This is a genomic window from Alteromonas salexigens, from assembly GCF_025628895.1.
Lineage (GTDB): Bacteria > Pseudomonadota > Gammaproteobacteria > Enterobacterales > Alteromonadaceae > Alteromonas > Alteromonas salexigens.
Map to the genome: position 1 here is coordinate 516,103 of NZ_JAOTJC010000008.1, position 14,523 is coordinate 530,625.

Genomic DNA, 14,523 nt, shown 5'->3' on the forward strand with positions numbered 1-14,523 from the left:
TGGCCTATTGCGCTTTCGTGAGTTTTTAATCAGGATAAGGATAAGCAGCAAGCGGGCAGGAACATGCTTTCACTACTATCTACACGGAACGTCACGCTGGACATGGAAAAACTGTCTGCCAGCTTAACATGGCTGTTAGTGGCGGTGAGTGCGCTGGCGTTGTCTTACGGTGCCGACGCTGTGTCTCACCGACAGTGGCTAGTGGCCGTGGCACTGTATCTGAGCTTCTATGTCACGTTTTTGGCCGCAGTGCGTGACCGGCCGTATACCCACGATGCCCGTACGCGCTGGATCCTGGCAGGCGTGCAATTCGGTGTAGTGTGTGGGCTCTTTGTATGTCTACCCTTTGCGTACAACGTCATCTTGATGGTCATCTGGTCTGCGCAAATCATGTACCTGCTGTCTTTTCGCACTGCCATTATGCTGTCGCCACTATGGTCGATGCCCCTGTGGCTTACATTAGAATTCTACTGGGGCCAGGGGGGCGCCTGGCTTACTGCGCTGCTGTTCTGGACCTTTAATCTGTTCGCGCTGGTGATGGTAAATGCACAGAAACGCGCCAGCGAGTCGAATGAGCGGGCCCAGGCGTTAAACCGGGAGCTGCTGGCCACACAAGCATTGCTGGAAGCGGCGGCCCGGGACAGCGAACGCACACGCATCGCCCGCAATATTCACGATTTGCTGGGGCATCATCTCACGGCACTGACCATTCATTTACAAGTGGTGGAGCGACAACTTAGCGGCGATATGCAGCAAAAGGTAGCTAAATGTCAGCAAATTTCGCGATTGCTGTTAAGTGATGTGCGAGCGGCTGTTGCGGATATGCGTGCCGAAGAAGGGCTGGATTTACACGCAGCGCTCACGCTATTGACCCGCGACTTGCCCGGCCTGGCGGTGGCGCTGTCACTCAACAAGGACGCTGAGCTGACGGTAGAACAAGCCGATACGCTGTTGAAAACCGTGCAGGAAACCCTGACGAACATCATGCGTCACAGTCAGGCCACCGAAGCCAGCGTCTCGTTGGAAGCGGATGATACAGGTGTTCAGCTCACTGTGATGGATAACGGTACCTTGTCTGACGTACCGCCGGCCGGAAATGGGTTGCGGGGTATGCAGGAGCGCATAATGGCGCTGGGGGGTACGTTAACATTGGATATTCGCAACGGCGGGCTATGCACGCAGGTGGTGTTGCCCCGGGAGCCAGTATGATCAGGGTAATGCTGGCCGACGACCAGGCGCTGGTTCGACAGGGCATTGAAAGCCTGCTGTCGTTATCTGAGGAGGTTGAGGTGGTGGCTGAGGCGGCCAACGGCGAGCAGGTACTACAACAAATTGCCGGTGTGCAGCCCGATGTGTTGCTGCTGGACATTCGTATGCCGGTTATGGATGGCATAGCCACATTGCAGGCTCTGAATGCCATGCGCAGCACGGTGCCGGTATTAATGCTCACAACGTTTGATGATCACAACACTATTCTGGCCGCCCTGCAGGCAGGTGCAAAAGGTTATTTGCTAAAAGATGTCTCGCTGGACACCTTAGTGGCGGGGATCCAAACTCTGGCCGCCGGAGACACGCTCTTTCAGCCCGCGCTCAGCCAGACCCTGGTAGAGAGCCTTCGTCATCAAAGCACCGGAGCAGATACCGCTCCTGTGGTAGAGCCGGTGTCAGCAAAAGAACGGGAGGTGCTCAGGTTAATGGCGGCAGGCTTGTCGAACAATGACATTGCCACCGCAACCTGTAAGTCAGTGGGCACGGTGAAAAATCAGGTCTCCGCAATTCTGGCAAAACTGGCCGTGCGTGATCGCACCCGGGCAGTGCTGAAAGCGATTGAGTTGGGGCTGCTTGACTAGTTCCGTGCCCCGGCGCGGCCTCAGTCCTGATAGATATTCTGTAATGCCTTATCCAGGGTAGGGTAAGCAAACGTGAAGCCGGCTTTGGTAAGTTTGTCAGGTAATACCTGCTGGCCGGTTAAAATAATCTCAGCAGCCTCACCCATTATCAGTTTCATCACAAACGCCGGCACAAAGAACAGGTTAGGGCGGTGTAGCGTGCTTGCCAGCGTCTGAGAGAACGCGGCATTGGTTTGCGGTTGCGGCGCGGTCATATTAAATGGCCCGCGGGCATGGCTGTCGTTAAGCAAAAATACAATTGCGTTAACCATGTCGTCAATGTGGATCCACGACAGGTACTGGCTGCCATCACCCACTTTGCCGCCCACGCCCAGCTTGAAGGGCAGGGCCATGCGGGGCAGCGCGCCGCCTTCAGCGGATAAAACCACACCGGTGCGCAGGGTACAGACCCGGGTATGCTCCTGGGTGACACCGTTTGCCAGACTTTCCCACTTCGCACACACCTCATGGGTGAACTCGTCGTGAACATCGGTGAACGCTTCCGTCACCACCTTGTCGCCCTGTCTGCCGTAATAGCCAATGGCCGAGCCGGACAGAAATACATCAGGCGGCGAGGAGCAGTCATTGATCCTGCTCACCAGTTGCGCCGTGATGTCCCATCGGCTGTCGCAAATTCGTTGCTTCTGAGTGGCTGTCCACCGCTTATCGGCAATGGGCTCTCCTGCCAGGTTGACCACGGCGTCAAATTTATCAAAGTCATCAATGGCCGACAGCGATGACGCCAGCGTTACGCGCTCGGGCAGGATCTCACCGGCTCGCGCAGTGTCGCGGGTCAGCACTGTGATGCGGGCATCGGGAAGGGCTGCAATAAGGTGTCTGCCAATCAGACCGGTACCGCCGGTGATTAATACCTGCATGTAAACTCCAGAGCTATTTGGTGCAAGACAGTGTCAGTGACACCGAGTCAGAAAACCGTAATGCATGGGGTTTGTCTACTTCGGCTTCTGCATAAGTGACGGTAGGGTGTTCTGCCGCGACTGCCAGTACCTCCGCAGTCAGCTTTTCCAACAACGAAAAGCGGTTGTCTTCCACCAGTTTAATTATGGCCTTGGTGACCGTTTTATAGTTTAGCGCATCATTCATGTTGTCAGAGTCGGTCGCCTGGGCAGCGTCATAATGAATTTTAACGTTAACAACGACATCCTGTTTATTTTTAATTTCGTCTTCATTAATGCCGATGTAAGTGCGCAACCGCAGGTTTTTTATGCGGATGGTGGCCTGATTTAAGGTCATGATCTCTCTCGTGTTTGTAGTTGTTAGTTTCACGGGGTAAAGTGTCAGTCGTCACACTCAGGAATGTAGCACAAAACTATGATGGAATTACGCTCTCCCACCGCGAAAGGCTTAATTGTTCTTGCGAGTCTGGTCGTTGTCCTCGCTGGTATTAAAGCCGCCAGCGCAATCATGGTTCCGTTTTTCTTATCAGTATTTATCGCGATTGCCTGTAGTCCGTTAATTAACTGGTCGTCGCGACACGGAATCCCCCGAGCCATTTCTGTCACCCTGGTTATACTGCTGATTGTGGTGTTCGGTTTCCTTCTGGCAGGGCTGGTAGGTCAATCATTAACAGAATTTAAAGAAAACCTGCCTCAGTACCGAGAGCAACTCGACTCGGAATTTTCATGGGTGGTGACCCAGCTGGCCGCCTACAACATTCACATAAATCGTGAATTAGTGACAGCCCACTTTGATCCCGGTGTGGCCATGTCAGTGGCGACAAACTTTCTCAGTGGCATGGGAGGCGTGCTGTCAAACATGTTTCTGATTCTGCTGACCGTTATCTTTATGCTGTTTGAAGCCAACAGCATTCCCCGTCGGTTGCATATAGCGCTGGCCGATCCGCAAATGAAAATGCAGCACATTGACCGCTTTATTCGTTCGGTGAACAGCTACCTGGCGATAAAGACGGTGGTCAGTCTGGGCACCGGGCTTATTATCGGCTGCTGGCTCTGGATAATGGGCATTGACCACTTTATGTTGTGGGCGGTGCTGGCTTTTATGCTTAACTATATTCCCAACATCGGCTCCATTATTGCGGCGGTGCCTGCGGTGCTGATTGGCTTTGTCCAGTTTGGGCCTGCGTCGGCCGGGCTGGTGGCCCTTGCCTTTATGCTGGTTAACACCATTATGGGCAACATGGTGGAGCCACGGCTAATGGGGCGGGGCATGGGCCTGTCCACGCTGGTGGTGTTTCTGTCTTTGATCTTCTGGGGCTGGTTGCTGGGCACTGTGGGCATGTTGTTATCGGTGCCGCTCACCATGGTGGTGAAAATTGCCCTGGAATCCCGGGAGGAAAGCAAGTGGCTGGCAGTGTTGCTCTCCAGCGCCGGTGATGAAAAGCCACCAGGCAAACTAGCCTGATGAGCGGTTAGCGGGGAAACCGAAGCTGTATGCGGGCGCCACCCTGTGGCGCATCCTGAATAGATAACTGGCCTTCGTAAATGGCCACCAGATCAGACACCACCGCCATACCAATTCCCTGGCCGTCCTGATAAGCATCTAACCGTTCTCCCCGCAGCAATAAACGCTCTTTCTGTGCCGGAGGAATACCCGGACCGTCGTCGTCTACCAGTAAGGTCAGCCAGTGGCCTTCCCGCTTCACGGTTACCCAGACACCACTGCGGGCCGCTTTGCTGGCGTTATCAATCAGGTTGCCCAGTACTTCCATCAAATCGGTATGATCACCGGCGAATGTCGCATTATTGTCGGCGTTCAGCCTGAAACTGAGTTGTTTGTCACGGTGCACTTTTTTCATCGCGTTAAACAGCTTGTTTACCAGCGGTGCAATGGCTATCGGTGTTTGCCACCCCGACTTCCCGGCCGATGCCCGTTTAAGCTGCCGCTGAATAAGCTGGTTTATCTGCCCCAGCGCTTCTTCGGCCTCACCGGGCAGTGGCCGGGCACCCAGGGCGACCGCCAGCGGCGTTTTCAGGCTGTGCGCCAGATCGCCGAGACTGTTCTTATAGCGCGCCCGCTGTTCTGCTTCGGCTTGCAGAAGATGATTAATAGAGCGTTTCAGGCTGTCGAATTCAGACGGGTAACTGGCCGCCAGCTGTCGCTGCTCGCCCCGGGCGGTCAGGTGAATTTCGCTGATTAACTTGCGCACCGGGGCCAGCACCACATTAATGCCAACCACAATCAGTACCAGTAAACCCAGCGACAGGAGCAACATCCATTGCCAGACGGTATCGACAAACGCATCCCGCTCGGCATTAAACTCCTGTTTGTCGTTAAAAATATAAAACCGTACCGGTTCAAAGTCGTTGGAGGCGGCAAACTCTGCAGAAAATGTGTAGGCGAAATACTGCTGGGCGTCGTCAAATGAGGCCCGATAATCGTCCGTGAACTGAACCTCACCTACCGGCGGCGCCGGGGGAGGCGAGGTGATGGTAAAGTTAAGCGCTGAGGCTGATTGCCAGACCACTTTATCGCGAAAGGCAATCATACCCACGTAACCCGAGTCTGGCAGGTTCAGTTGCTCTTCGTAGAGCAGCTCCGGCATATAGGGAATGTCACCGTCCAGCTCGAACGCCGACACCAACGCCAGGCTCATGAGCTTAAGCTCATTCAGCTTGGCCTGAGTCAGGCTGGTGGTATAGGCCCGCTCAAGGGTAAGCACAGTGGCCGGAATGAACAGCCCCAGTGCAATAATGGCAACCAGTAAGCTACGCAGGCGCAGCGACAAGCCCTTCATAGATTGCGGTTGATCCGGTAACCCCGTCCGCGCAATGTTTCAATTGGCTTCATACTGCCATCAGGGTCAATTTTTTTGCGCAGTCGCCCGACAAACACTTCTATTACGTTGCTGTCTAAATCAAAGTCCTGATCGTAAATATGTTCGGTCAGCTCTGTTTTCGATATTACCTTCTGTGGATTCAACATGAGGTATTCCATTACCTTGTATTCGTAGGCAGTGAGTTCGAGTGCGTTATCGTGCACACGAATTTCTTCACTGACCGTATCCAGTGCCAGCGGCCCAAACTGCACCACCGGGTTCGCCTGACCCGACGCCCGACGGATCAAAGCTTTTACCCTCGCCAGTAACTCTTCGTTATGAAAGGGTTTGGTCAGGTAGTCGTCAGCGCCGGCATCCAGCCCCTCTACCTTCTCCTGCCAGCGATCACGGGCGGTCAGGATCAAAACCGGACTGCGTACATCGGCCTGACGGGCACGGCGGATAACGTCAAAGCCATCGAGCTTAGGTAGGCCAATATCGATAATGGCCAGGTCATAGGGGTACTCGGTTAACTGGAACAGGGCATGTTCGCCGTTGTCGGCTAAATCAACACTGTAACCATTTTGCTGTAAAAGAGTATCAAGCTGGGTGAGGAGGCGACTATCGTCCTCGGCAATTAAAATACGCATTACCGCTCTGCATTCCTTCGGTTGGAGGGTTTTACCTGTCCTGAGCGTTTATCGACATCCACTGACACCACACGCCCGGACTTTTTAAGGACCTTTACCCGGTAACTGTTGCGGGTTTGTTCAACCCGTAATACCCGGCCATTGACCTCGGTTCTGGCTCTGGCGGCAGCCTGTGCTTTACTCACGACCGCTTGCTCACTGTTGCCCTGCCAGCCCATAGCGGGGCTGGCCGACCCGAGGGTCAGCAAAAGCAATAACATAAGTGTGAGCCAATGTTGTTTCATGTGTTGTAACACTACCTGTCGCCGAACATTAAATGGCAAGGTCAACCTTTACCGGTGCATAAAGGAGACTGCCTAATCATACGTCACCAGAGTAGCGGTGTCGTCTGAACCTTTGCTGAATCAGGCTGTTAGTTTGAGGTAACGGTGTGGTGGCCGCGTACCTGCAGGTCCGCATAGCTGTCTTAGCATCTTACCTAAGGATAATGTGATTTCCCACGTCTGCACCGATAAATGTGGGTGTCCTGATTTAAATGGTGCTGAAGCCACATTGTAATTTAGTGAGAGGCCTGTGAAGTCTTTACTGCCCGGGGCAGGGTATCCAGCAGGCCATGATATGAAGGAAAGCGTTATATGCCAGCAGATACAGGCCATCGGAGAGGGCAATGAATATGGCACAGAGTGTGCTGCATCAATCACAGACATTTATTTCACCGCCTTACGCGGCGGATGAACGCAACGCGAAGGAGCAAACTGTTATGTCTTCAGATATTCGAACAACTATGTGGAAAGCGATGGCCGACAGCCCGAATGTGATGGTAAGTCTGATCGCGTCACGTTCTCATGCAGAACCTATGCATGCCCAGCTCGACAAAGATGCAGACAGTGAGTTTTGGTTTTACACCACCAAGGATAACCGTATTGCCGAGGGTGGCCCGGCCATGGTCCAGTTCGCGGATAAAGATCATGAAGTATTTGCCTGTATCCGCGGCACGTTAGTGAAAGAAGAGCGGGACGAAATCATTGACAAATACTGGTCGAAACAGGTCAGTGCCTGGTATGAAGACGGTAAGTCAGATGATTCTCTGCTGATGATGCGGTTCGAACTGGACGACGCAGAAATTTGGGAAGTCGATCCAACCATCAAGGGAATGTTTAAACTGATGACAGGTAAAAACGTGGAGCCGGATGAAATGGGGGATCACAAGCAGGTAAACCTGTAATCCGCGCACATCAAAGGTAATTATAAAGAGCCGGCAGCGATACCGGCTCGTAACTGATTGCCCGTTAAATTACGGTAGTACCCGTTTGTAAGGGCGGATGTCTACATGCTGATAAACGCCGGCGGCCACGTAAGGGTCGGCGTCAGCCCACTCCCGGGCGGCCTCCAGTGACGCAAATTCTGCCACTACCAGCGAGCCGGTAAACCCGGCCGGGCCGGGATCCTCACTGTCGATAGCCGGGAAAGGCCCTGCCATTATCAACCGGCCTTCTTCTTTTAATGCCACCAGTCTCGCGAGATGGTCAGGCCGGGCCGCAAGTCTGGCTTCCAGGCTATCGGGATGATCGGTGGCACAAATCATATACAGCATCAGGTTATCCTTTCACCGTCGCGGCCTTCATCCTGCGAACAAATGTATCCAATGCGCTTAGCATGGCGGTTTCATTTTCCAGGTTTTCTGCGATCAGGTTGACCGTCGCTGAACCGGAAATGGCGCCCGCCGCACCAGCCTGGATGGCCGTTCTGACCTGCTCGGGGGTGGAGATCCCAAACCCAAGCAGCGGTGGGGCACACTTAAAGTCGCGCAATTTGTTAATCAGCGTATCGGCTGGTACCTGCGCGGCTGTTTCGGTGCCAGTCACACCCGCCCGTCCAAGCAGGTAAGTATAGCCACTGGAATGTTCACCGATACGCTTTAAGGTCTCATCGGACGCATTCGGTGGCGCGATGAGGATCTGATGCACACCCTCGTTTTGGGCAGCAGCCAAATAGGGCGCACTTTCACGCAAGGGCACATCCGCGATCAGAACAGAATCAACCCCGGCCACCCTGACCTTCTGATAGAAGGCCTCAACCCCTTTAGACCACACCAGGTTACTGTACAGCAGCAAGCCAATGGGAATGTCGGCATACTTTTCACGAATGCGCTCCAGCATAGCCAGGCACGCTCCTGGGGTAACTTTGCTGTCCAGCGCCCGCAGCGCTGCCGCCTGAATGGTTGGGCCGTCAGCAATAGGGTCGGAATAGGGGATACCCAGTTCCAGCGCATCTGCCCCTGACTCAATGAGCTGAGTAATAATTTTCTCAGAGGTTTCAATATCCGGGTCGCCAATCATGACAAATGGCACAAACGCACCGGCATTGTCCTGCTCAAGGCGGCTGAACATACTTGCATATCTATCCATCGAAATTTTCTCCCAGAATACTGATAACGTGAGCCAGGTCTTTGTCGCCGCGGCCAGACAAGTTAACCACTATAATGGTTTCTTCTTCTGCCTCGTCCGCCATATTCAGTGCGTGGGCCAGCGCATGGGAAGACTCCAGCGCCGGAATGATGCCCTCTTTTTTGGCCAGTAACTGGAAGGCATTCAGGGCTTCTTCATCGGTGGCAGCCACATATTCTGCCCTTCCGGTTTGTGCCAGATGGGCATGTTGCGGACCCACAGCCGGGTAATCTAAACCGGCAGAAACGGAATAGCTTTCCTCAATTTGACCTTCTTCGTCCTGCATAATGTAGGTGAGTGACCCGTGAAGAATACCCTTAGTGCCGGTACAAATCGTGGCGCCGTGCTCTTTGGTGTGTACTCCCTTGCCGGCGGGCTCTACGCCAATAAGCTTCACAGACGGCTCGTCAATAAAGTCAGCAAACATGCCGATTGCGTTCGAGCCGCCACCTACACAGGCGACCACCGCATCAGGCAGACGGCCTTCTTTTTCCATAATCTGCGCCCGGGTTTCCTCGCCAATCATACGGTGATATTCACGTACGATAGTGGGGAACGGGTGTGGACCGGCGGCCGTACCCAGCAAGTAGTGGGCTTTATCGTAGTTGGCTGACCAGTCGCGCATGGCTTCATTTACCGCGTCTTTTAATGTGCCTGAGCCGGCCGTGACGGGGATGACTTCGGCGCCCATCAGGCGCATCCGAAACACATTGGGGGACTGCCGCTCCACGTCCTTCGCACCCATGTAGATGCGGGCTTTTAGCCCCAGTAGCGCACAGGCCAGGGCAGTGGCCACGCCATGCTGCCCGGCGCCGGTTTCGGCAATAACTTCGGTTTTACCCATCCGTTTCGTCAGCAGCGCCTGACCCAGCACCTGGTTGGTTTTATGCGCGCCGCCATGCAGCAGATCTTCGCGTTTCAGGTACAGTTTTACATTAGGGTTGCTGGTAAGGTTACGCGTTAGTGTCATCGCCGTAGGACGGCCGGCGTAATCCTTTAACAGGGCCATAAACTCGTCTTTAAAGCTCGGATCGTCCTGGGCTTTCACAAATTCCTGCTCAAGTTGCTCAAGCGCGGGGATCAGTAGCTCGGGGACAAACATTCCGCCGAACTCACCGAACTTAGGATCTAGCTGATTCATAGATAATCCTGTTGTTACGTCGTTAATAACATCTGCAGGCAGCAAACAATGCCCGCAGCTTGTCAGAAGATTTGTTACCTGGCGTCGTTTCGACACCAGAGTTCACATCAATAATACCGGCACCTGTCGCCAGTGCCGTGCCTACAGTCTCAACACCAATACCGCCGGCGAGCACCAGTTTGTGTTTGTGCTCGATGGGGGCAAGTAATGACCAGTCAAATTGCTGGCCGGTACCGCCGGTCTGGTTGCCTACCTTGCAGTCAAGCAGCACCCGATCGATTATCGCTGAGTCTAGCAGCGACGGCAGATTAGCCGGCAGCGCGTCGGTAACGCCCAGTGCTTGCCAGATTTCGCACGCTTGCGGTAATACGTTGCGCAATGCGGTACGGTAATCATCATCTTCATTGCCGTGAAGCTGTACCACATGCAGAGATAAGGTGCCGGCGAGGCTGGCCACTTCATCTACCGGTGCATTAACGAACACACCCACATAGCGACCGGGCACCGTGGTGACAATATCCCGTGCCTGCGCAGTAGATACGCAGCGGGGCGACTTGTCGGCGAATATCAGGCCGCCGAAGCTGGCGCCACTGCTGAATGCAGCTGCCGCACCGTCTGCAGATGTCAGCCCGCAGACTTTCACCCGCCCAACCACGAGTTCGTGCACCGCGCGGGCTAAATCGTCCTGCGCCATCAGCGCACTGCCTACCAGAAAGCCATCACACAATGGGGCCAGCCGGCGCACGTCCTGATGAGTGTAAATACCTGACTCCGAAATAACCACATGCTCGTGGGTGGCCGCATCCAGCATAGGGACCAGGCGTTCCGTGGCGGCCAGGTCAGTGGACAGGTCCCGCAGGTTTCGGTTATTAATGCCGATGATGCTGGCCTTGAGATTGATCGCCCGGGTCATTTCTTCTTCATTGCTCACTTCGGTGAGAATATCCAGGCCGAGACTGTCAGCAACCACAGCCAGTTCACGATAACTGTCATCATCGAGCACGCTGAGCATCAGTAATATCGCGTCGGCGTTGTAATGGCGGGCCAGGTACACCTGATAAGTTGTCACGAAAAAATCTTTGTTCAGCACCGGTTGTTGCACTCGCTCGGTGACGTACTGCAGGTAGTCATAATTGCCCTGGAAATATTTTTCGTCGGTAAGCACAGAGATGCCTGCCGCATGGGGTGTATACGCAGCCAGGATTTCATCTAAATCGAAGTTTTCGCGGATAAGTCCTTTCGACGGAGAGGCTTTTTTGCACTCCAGGATATACCCCGCGTTAGGCTGGCTAAGCGCTGCAAACAGACTTTTCGTAGAGGGTGTGAGCGCATCTTTAAACGCGCTTAACGGCAATACCTCTTCACGCAGGGTAAGCTCTACGCGTTTATCGGCCACAATTTTTTCAAGCACATTTGCCATGTTAGCTCTCCTCCTGACTGATAGTGGCTACCTGATTCAGTATTTTCAGTGGCAGAGCGTTGTCCATGGCGTTCATTGCCATCTCGGCACCGTCTTTAAAACTGCTTACGGTATCGGTTAACTTCAGTAATGCCGCGCAATTCATTGCTATGGCGGCGCGGTGAGCTTCTTGCCCTTCGCCGCCAAGCGCCGCCTCTACCAGTTTCCGGTTCTCTTCCGGCTCACCGCCCTTAATGGCAGACAACGGATAGTAAGGCAGACCAAAATCATCGGCATTCACGGTGCGTTTACGGATATCTCCGTGTTCCAGGTCAAAAATAATTGATTCGCCGTGTAAGGCCAGCTCATCCAGTCCGTCGCCATGCACTACCATGGCGCGATGCTGACCCAGCAGCATGAGGGTTTTGGCATAGGCGTCCAGCAGTTTGGGCGAGTATACGCCGAACAAGCTGTGGGTAGGGCCGGCAGGATTGGCCAGCGGACCCAGTACGTTAAACAGCGTGCGGGTTTTTAACGCGGCCCGTACCGGCGTAGCGTAGCGCATGCCGGGATGGTAGACCGGTGCGAACAGGAAACAAAACCCGGCTTCATCCAGACATTTGCGCGCAGTTTGCGGTGTAATATCCAGTTCCACACCAAACTGGGTAAACAAGTCTGACGACCCGGTTTTACTGGTCACGCTGCGACTGCCGTGTTTGGCGACTTTGACGCCACAGGCAGCGGCGACCACGCCGGCCGCACTGCTGATATTGATGGTGTTGTGACCGTCACCCCCGGTGCCGACGATATCCGCGAACGGGTAGTCAGGGGTGGGGAACGGCTTGGCATTGGTGTACATCGCGCCGGCCGCGCCGGCGATCTCTTCCGGTGCCTCGCCATTTATTTTAAAGGCGGTGAGTACCGCGGCCAGCACAGCCTCATGCTGCTCGCCGCGCATGATACTGTTGAACAGCGAAAACGACTGGGTCTGGCTCAGGTGTGAGCCGGCGAACAGAGTTTCAAGCGAAGGGGAAGCATCAAACATGCGCGGGGCTCTCCTGTGTTAAATAAGTAATGCTTTGCATCAGCAAGCGACTGCCGTCGGCAGTGAGAATAGACTCCGGGTGAAACTGAAAACCAAGCATCCGGTCGTGAGGGTGGTGTACGGCCATCACGATATCATCAAAAGACGCACAGGCATGCAGTGTGTCCGGTAAAGTCTGTGCAACCAGCGAATGATACCGGGCCACTGGCAGTGGCTGTGGCAAACCTTCAAACATGGCCGCTCCGTTATGTTCAATAGCCGATGACTTACCGTGCATCACCGCATCAGCCCGGCCAATTTTACCGCCATAGTGTGCGACGATGGCCTGATGACCCAGACAAATCCCCAGCACCGGGTACTGACCCGCAACCCGGCGCAATACCTCGGGCATGCAGCCGGCATCCTGGGGCGCCCCGGGGCCGGGAGACAGCATCAGTAACACCGGACCTTTGCTGGCCTGCTCGTGCATTCGGTTAAGCAAAACATCCGCATCCACGGTGTTGCGATATACCACAATGGATAAGTTCATGGCGCGCAGTTCGTCTACCAGGTTGTAGGTGAACGAGTCTACGTTATCAAGCAGAAATACAGTAACCGGTGTTTTCATGACTGGCTCTCCTGCGCTGCCAGCGCACTGCTGACTGCGTTAATCACGGCCTGGGCCTTAGTGCGGGTTTCATCGGCTTCTGACTGGGGATCCGAGTCATAGACCACGCCCGCGCCGGCCTGAATGTAAGCGTGATTGTTTTTCACGAAGGCCGAACGGATGACAATACAGGTATCCATATCACCGTTGCCATTAATATAGCCCACCGCGCCGCCGTAACTGCCCCGGCGTTTGCCCTCTACCTGGCGGATCAGCGATGCTGCGCTGACTTTTGGCGCGCCTACCAGCGTGCCCATGTTCATACAGGCCTGATAGGCATGTAGCGCATCCAAATCATCACGCAGCTGACCCACCACCCGGGATACCAGGTGCATCACATGGGAGTAGCGGTCAACTTTCAGCAAGTCTTTCACATACCGGCTGCCTGGGCGGCTTACCTTCGCCACATCATTGCGAGCCAGGTCAACCAGCATAATGTGCTCGGCTTTTTCCTTGGTATCTTCCCGCAAATTCAGTTCAATGCGGGAGTCCTGATCATAGTTTATACTGCCATCTGCCCGTTTGCCCCGCGGCCGCGTGCCGGCAATCGGATAAATCTCCACCTGATTGGTCGCATGCTCATATTTCAGCGCAGACTCCGGTGACGCCCCAAAAATACTGAAGTCTTCATCTTTCATGAAGAACATGTAAGGGCTGGGGTTTTGTTGTTTCAGTTGAGCGTAAGCGGCGAGCGGAGAAGGGCAGGCCAGGGAGAACGTGCGCGAGGGCACGACCTGGAAGATATCACCACTGAGAATATTTGACTTCAGACGGTTAACATCCTCACAAAACGCCGCATCGCTTTTGTCTACTGTTACATCCAGGGTATCGTGTCCGGCCGAGGTGACCTTGCTACTGACCGGTACGTTATGTAGCGCCTGCTGCAATGCCTCAAGACGCTGGGCAATACGAAAATACTGGGTGGCCACATCTGCCCCGCTGAACACGCTGCCCAGCAGATGGGTTTCCCGGGTTTGGTGATCGACGGTAAGCAGGGTCTCGGCCAGATAAAACACGTAATCGGCGCAGTCATTGTCCCCTTCTGTCACCGACGGTAAAGACTCAAAGGTGGCCAGCAAGTCATACGCGAATACGCCGCCAAGAAACACGGCATGAGGATGCTGACGGATGGGCGTGATGTGATTAACAATAACCCGCAGCGCATCAAATACGCTGGCGGCTTTCAGTCGGGCGTCTTCGTCCAGGGTGCTATCGGCAGGTTCACAGGTCAGCGTCACACCCTGCTCGCCATCTGCCACGCTGATACCGGGTGGGCAGTGCGTGTGAAAGAGAGGTAAGACTGCCCGGCCATTGTCAGTGATCGCTGTCACCGTAACGGTATTTTCGCGGCATTCAAACCGCAGCGCCGCGTCCACCATTAACAGACTTTGCAGGTTGTCTTTCGACTCAATCTCCGCCGACTCCAGTAGCAGCGCATGGGGCCGGTCCTGGCTCAGATGCGAAAACGCTGCCAGAGGGTCGTCAATGTAATGACCCACTTGCTCGATAGTTTCGACTTTACCCGGGTCGGTACCCAGTTCAGCTAGACTCATGGTCGCATTTTCTCCCA

Annotated in this window: 16 protein-coding genes; 4 read left to right on the forward strand and 12 right to left on the reverse strand. The window is 54.4% G+C overall.

Annotated features, from left to right (window positions below; genetic code table 11):
* The first annotated feature begins 63 nt into the window (after positions 1-63).
* Positions 64-1,209, forward strand: coding sequence for a sensor histidine kinase (locus OCL06_RS11855; RefSeq protein WP_262994765.1), 1,146 nt, complete (start codon positions 64-66; stop codon positions 1,207-1,209).
* Entirely contained in the window at positions 1,206-1,850 is a 645-nt protein-coding gene (locus tag OCL06_RS11860) for a response regulator (protein ID WP_262994767.1), read from the forward strand. The genes OCL06_RS11855 and OCL06_RS11860 overlap by 4 nt, the downstream gene beginning before the upstream one ends.
* A gap of 20 nt (positions 1,851-1,870) precedes the next feature.
* Here the strand turns inward: OCL06_RS11860 and OCL06_RS11865 are convergent, their stop codons facing one another.
* Positions 1,871-2,767, reverse strand: coding sequence for a TIGR01777 family oxidoreductase (locus tag OCL06_RS11865; RefSeq protein ID WP_262994769.1), 897 nt, complete (start codon positions 2,765-2,767; stop codon positions 1,871-1,873).
* Positions 2,768-2,780: 13 nt separating this feature from the next.
* Positions 2,781-3,143 carry a dihydroneopterin triphosphate 2'-epimerase gene (gene folX, locus OCL06_RS11870; RefSeq protein ID WP_262994771.1) on the reverse strand — a complete coding sequence of 121 codons (363 nt, stop codon included), beginning with the start codon at positions 3,141-3,143 and terminating at the stop codon, positions 2,781-2,783.
* Between the two features lie 81 nt (positions 3,144-3,224).
* Between folX and OCL06_RS11875 the strand changes: the two genes are divergently transcribed.
* Positions 3,225-4,271, forward strand: coding sequence for an AI-2E family transporter (locus OCL06_RS11875; protein ID WP_262994888.1), 1,047 nt, complete (start codon positions 3,225-3,227; stop codon positions 4,269-4,271).
* Between the two features lie 7 nt (positions 4,272-4,278).
* On the opposite strand, the gene OCL06_RS11880 is transcribed toward OCL06_RS11875, so the two are convergent.
* Genes OCL06_RS11880 through OCL06_RS11890 form a run of 3 tightly spaced genes read right to left on the reverse strand, consistent with a single transcriptional unit; the run spans position 4,279 to position 6,559 of the window.
* On the reverse strand, positions 4,279-5,604 hold the full coding sequence (locus tag OCL06_RS11880) for an ATP-binding protein (RefSeq protein ID WP_262994773.1): 1,326 nt from the start codon (positions 5,602-5,604) through the stop codon (positions 4,279-4,281).
* Positions 5,601-6,275: a response regulator transcription factor gene (locus tag OCL06_RS11885; protein ID WP_262994775.1), complete on the reverse strand. Its 675-nt coding sequence runs from the start codon at positions 6,273-6,275 to the stop codon at positions 5,601-5,603. Before OCL06_RS11885 ends, OCL06_RS11880 begins: the two co-directional genes overlap by 4 nt.
* On the reverse strand, positions 6,275-6,559 hold the full coding sequence (locus OCL06_RS11890; protein WP_373318478.1) for a PepSY domain-containing protein: 285 nt from the start codon (positions 6,557-6,559) through the stop codon (positions 6,275-6,277). Before OCL06_RS11890 ends, OCL06_RS11885 begins: the two co-directional genes overlap by 1 nt.
* Positions 6,560-7,035: 476 nt before the next feature.
* On the opposite strand from OCL06_RS11890, the gene OCL06_RS11895 reads away from it, so the two are divergent.
* A complete protein-coding gene (locus OCL06_RS11895) occupies positions 7,036-7,500 on the forward strand; it encodes a pyridoxamine 5'-phosphate oxidase family protein (protein WP_262994892.1) in 465 nt (154 codons plus the stop codon).
* A 69-nt stretch (positions 7,501-7,569) separates the two neighbouring features.
* On the opposite strand, the gene OCL06_RS11900 is transcribed toward OCL06_RS11895, so the two are convergent.
* From OCL06_RS11900 to OCL06_RS11930, 7 genes are read right to left on the reverse strand one after another with little or no spacing between them, the layout of a single operon-like run.
* A complete protein-coding gene (locus tag OCL06_RS11900; RefSeq protein ID WP_262994777.1) occupies positions 7,570-7,869 on the reverse strand; it encodes a YciI family protein in 300 nt (99 codons plus the stop codon).
* 4 nt (positions 7,870-7,873) lie between these two features.
* A complete protein-coding gene (gene trpA / locus OCL06_RS11905) occupies positions 7,874-8,683 on the reverse strand; it encodes a tryptophan synthase subunit alpha (RefSeq protein ID WP_262994779.1) in 810 nt (269 codons plus the stop codon).
* Positions 8,676-9,863, reverse strand: a complete 1,188-nt coding sequence (gene trpB, locus OCL06_RS11910; RefSeq protein WP_262994781.1) for a tryptophan synthase subunit beta — start codon at positions 9,861-9,863, stop codon at positions 8,676-8,678. Before trpB ends, trpA begins: the two co-directional genes overlap by 8 nt.
* A 22-nt stretch (positions 9,864-9,885) precedes the next feature.
* Entirely contained in the window at positions 9,886-11,283 is a 1,398-nt protein-coding gene (gene trpCF, locus OCL06_RS11915) for a bifunctional indole-3-glycerol-phosphate synthase TrpC/phosphoribosylanthranilate isomerase TrpF (protein WP_262994783.1), read from the reverse strand.
* A 1-nt stretch (position 11,284) separates the two neighbouring features.
* Positions 11,285-12,307, reverse strand: a complete 1,023-nt coding sequence (gene trpD / locus OCL06_RS11920; RefSeq protein WP_262994784.1) for an anthranilate phosphoribosyltransferase — start codon at positions 12,305-12,307, stop codon at positions 11,285-11,287.
* Complete coding sequence (locus tag OCL06_RS11925) at positions 12,300-12,914, reverse strand: aminodeoxychorismate/anthranilate synthase component II (RefSeq protein ID WP_262994785.1); 615 nt, start codon at positions 12,912-12,914, stop codon at positions 12,300-12,302. Before OCL06_RS11925 ends, trpD begins: the two co-directional genes overlap by 8 nt.
* Positions 12,911-14,506, reverse strand: coding sequence for an anthranilate synthase component 1 (locus OCL06_RS11930; protein ID WP_262994786.1), 1,596 nt, complete (start codon positions 14,504-14,506; stop codon positions 12,911-12,913). Before OCL06_RS11930 ends, OCL06_RS11925 begins: the two co-directional genes overlap by 4 nt.
* Positions 14,507-14,523: the final 17 nt, after the last annotated feature.

What these genes read in the sequence shown, in the direction of transcription:
- OCL06_RS11895 (WP_262994892.1), top strand. Translation starts at nt 7,036, where the DNA reads ATGTCTTCAGATATTCGAACAACTATGTGGAAAGCGATGGCCGACAGC.
- OCL06_RS11875 (WP_262994888.1), top strand. Translation starts at nt 3,225, where the DNA reads ATGGAATTACGCTCTCCCACCGCGAAAGGCTTAATTGTTCTTGCGAGT.
- OCL06_RS11925 (WP_262994785.1), bottom strand. Translation starts at nt 12,914, where the DNA reads ATGAAAACACCGGTTACTGTATTTCTGCTTGATAACGTAGACTCGTTC.
- OCL06_RS11930 (WP_262994786.1), bottom strand. Translation starts at nt 14,506, where the DNA reads ATGAGTCTAGCTGAACTGGGTACCGACCCGGGTAAAGTCGAAACTATC.
- OCL06_RS11900 (WP_262994777.1), bottom strand. Translation starts at nt 7,869, where the DNA reads ATGCTGTATATGATTTGTGCCACCGATCATCCCGATAGCCTGGAAGCC.
- folX (WP_262994771.1), bottom strand. Translation starts at nt 3,143, where the DNA reads ATGACCTTAAATCAGGCCACCATCCGCATAAAAAACCTGCGGTTGCGC.
- OCL06_RS11885 (WP_262994775.1), bottom strand. Translation starts at nt 6,275, where the DNA reads ATGCGTATTTTAATTGCCGAGGACGATAGTCGCCTCCTCACCCAGCTT.
- trpB (WP_262994781.1), bottom strand. Translation starts at nt 9,863, where the DNA reads ATGAATCAGCTAGATCCTAAGTTCGGTGAGTTCGGCGGAATGTTTGTC.
- OCL06_RS11865 (WP_262994769.1), bottom strand. Translation starts at nt 2,767, where the DNA reads ATGCAGGTATTAATCACCGGCGGTACCGGTCTGATTGGCAGACACCTT.
- trpCF (WP_262994783.1), bottom strand. Translation starts at nt 11,283, where the DNA reads ATGGCAAATGTGCTTGAAAAAATTGTGGCCGATAAACGCGTAGAGCTT.
- OCL06_RS11860 (WP_262994767.1), top strand. Translation starts at nt 1,206, where the DNA reads ATGATCAGGGTAATGCTGGCCGACGACCAGGCGCTGGTTCGACAGGGC.
- OCL06_RS11880 (WP_262994773.1), bottom strand. Translation starts at nt 5,604, where the DNA reads ATGAAGGGCTTGTCGCTGCGCCTGCGTAGCTTACTGGTTGCCATTATT.
- OCL06_RS11855 (WP_262994765.1), top strand. Translation starts at nt 64, where the DNA reads ATGCTTTCACTACTATCTACACGGAACGTCACGCTGGACATGGAAAAA.
- OCL06_RS11890 (WP_373318478.1), bottom strand. Translation starts at nt 6,559, where the DNA reads ATGAAACAACATTGGCTCACACTTATGTTATTGCTTTTGCTGACCCTC.
- trpD (WP_262994784.1), bottom strand. Translation starts at nt 12,307, where the DNA reads ATGTTTGATGCTTCCCCTTCGCTTGAAACTCTGTTCGCCGGCTCACAC.
- trpA (WP_262994779.1), bottom strand. Translation starts at nt 8,683, where the DNA reads ATGGATAGATATGCAAGTATGTTCAGCCGCCTTGAGCAGGACAATGCC.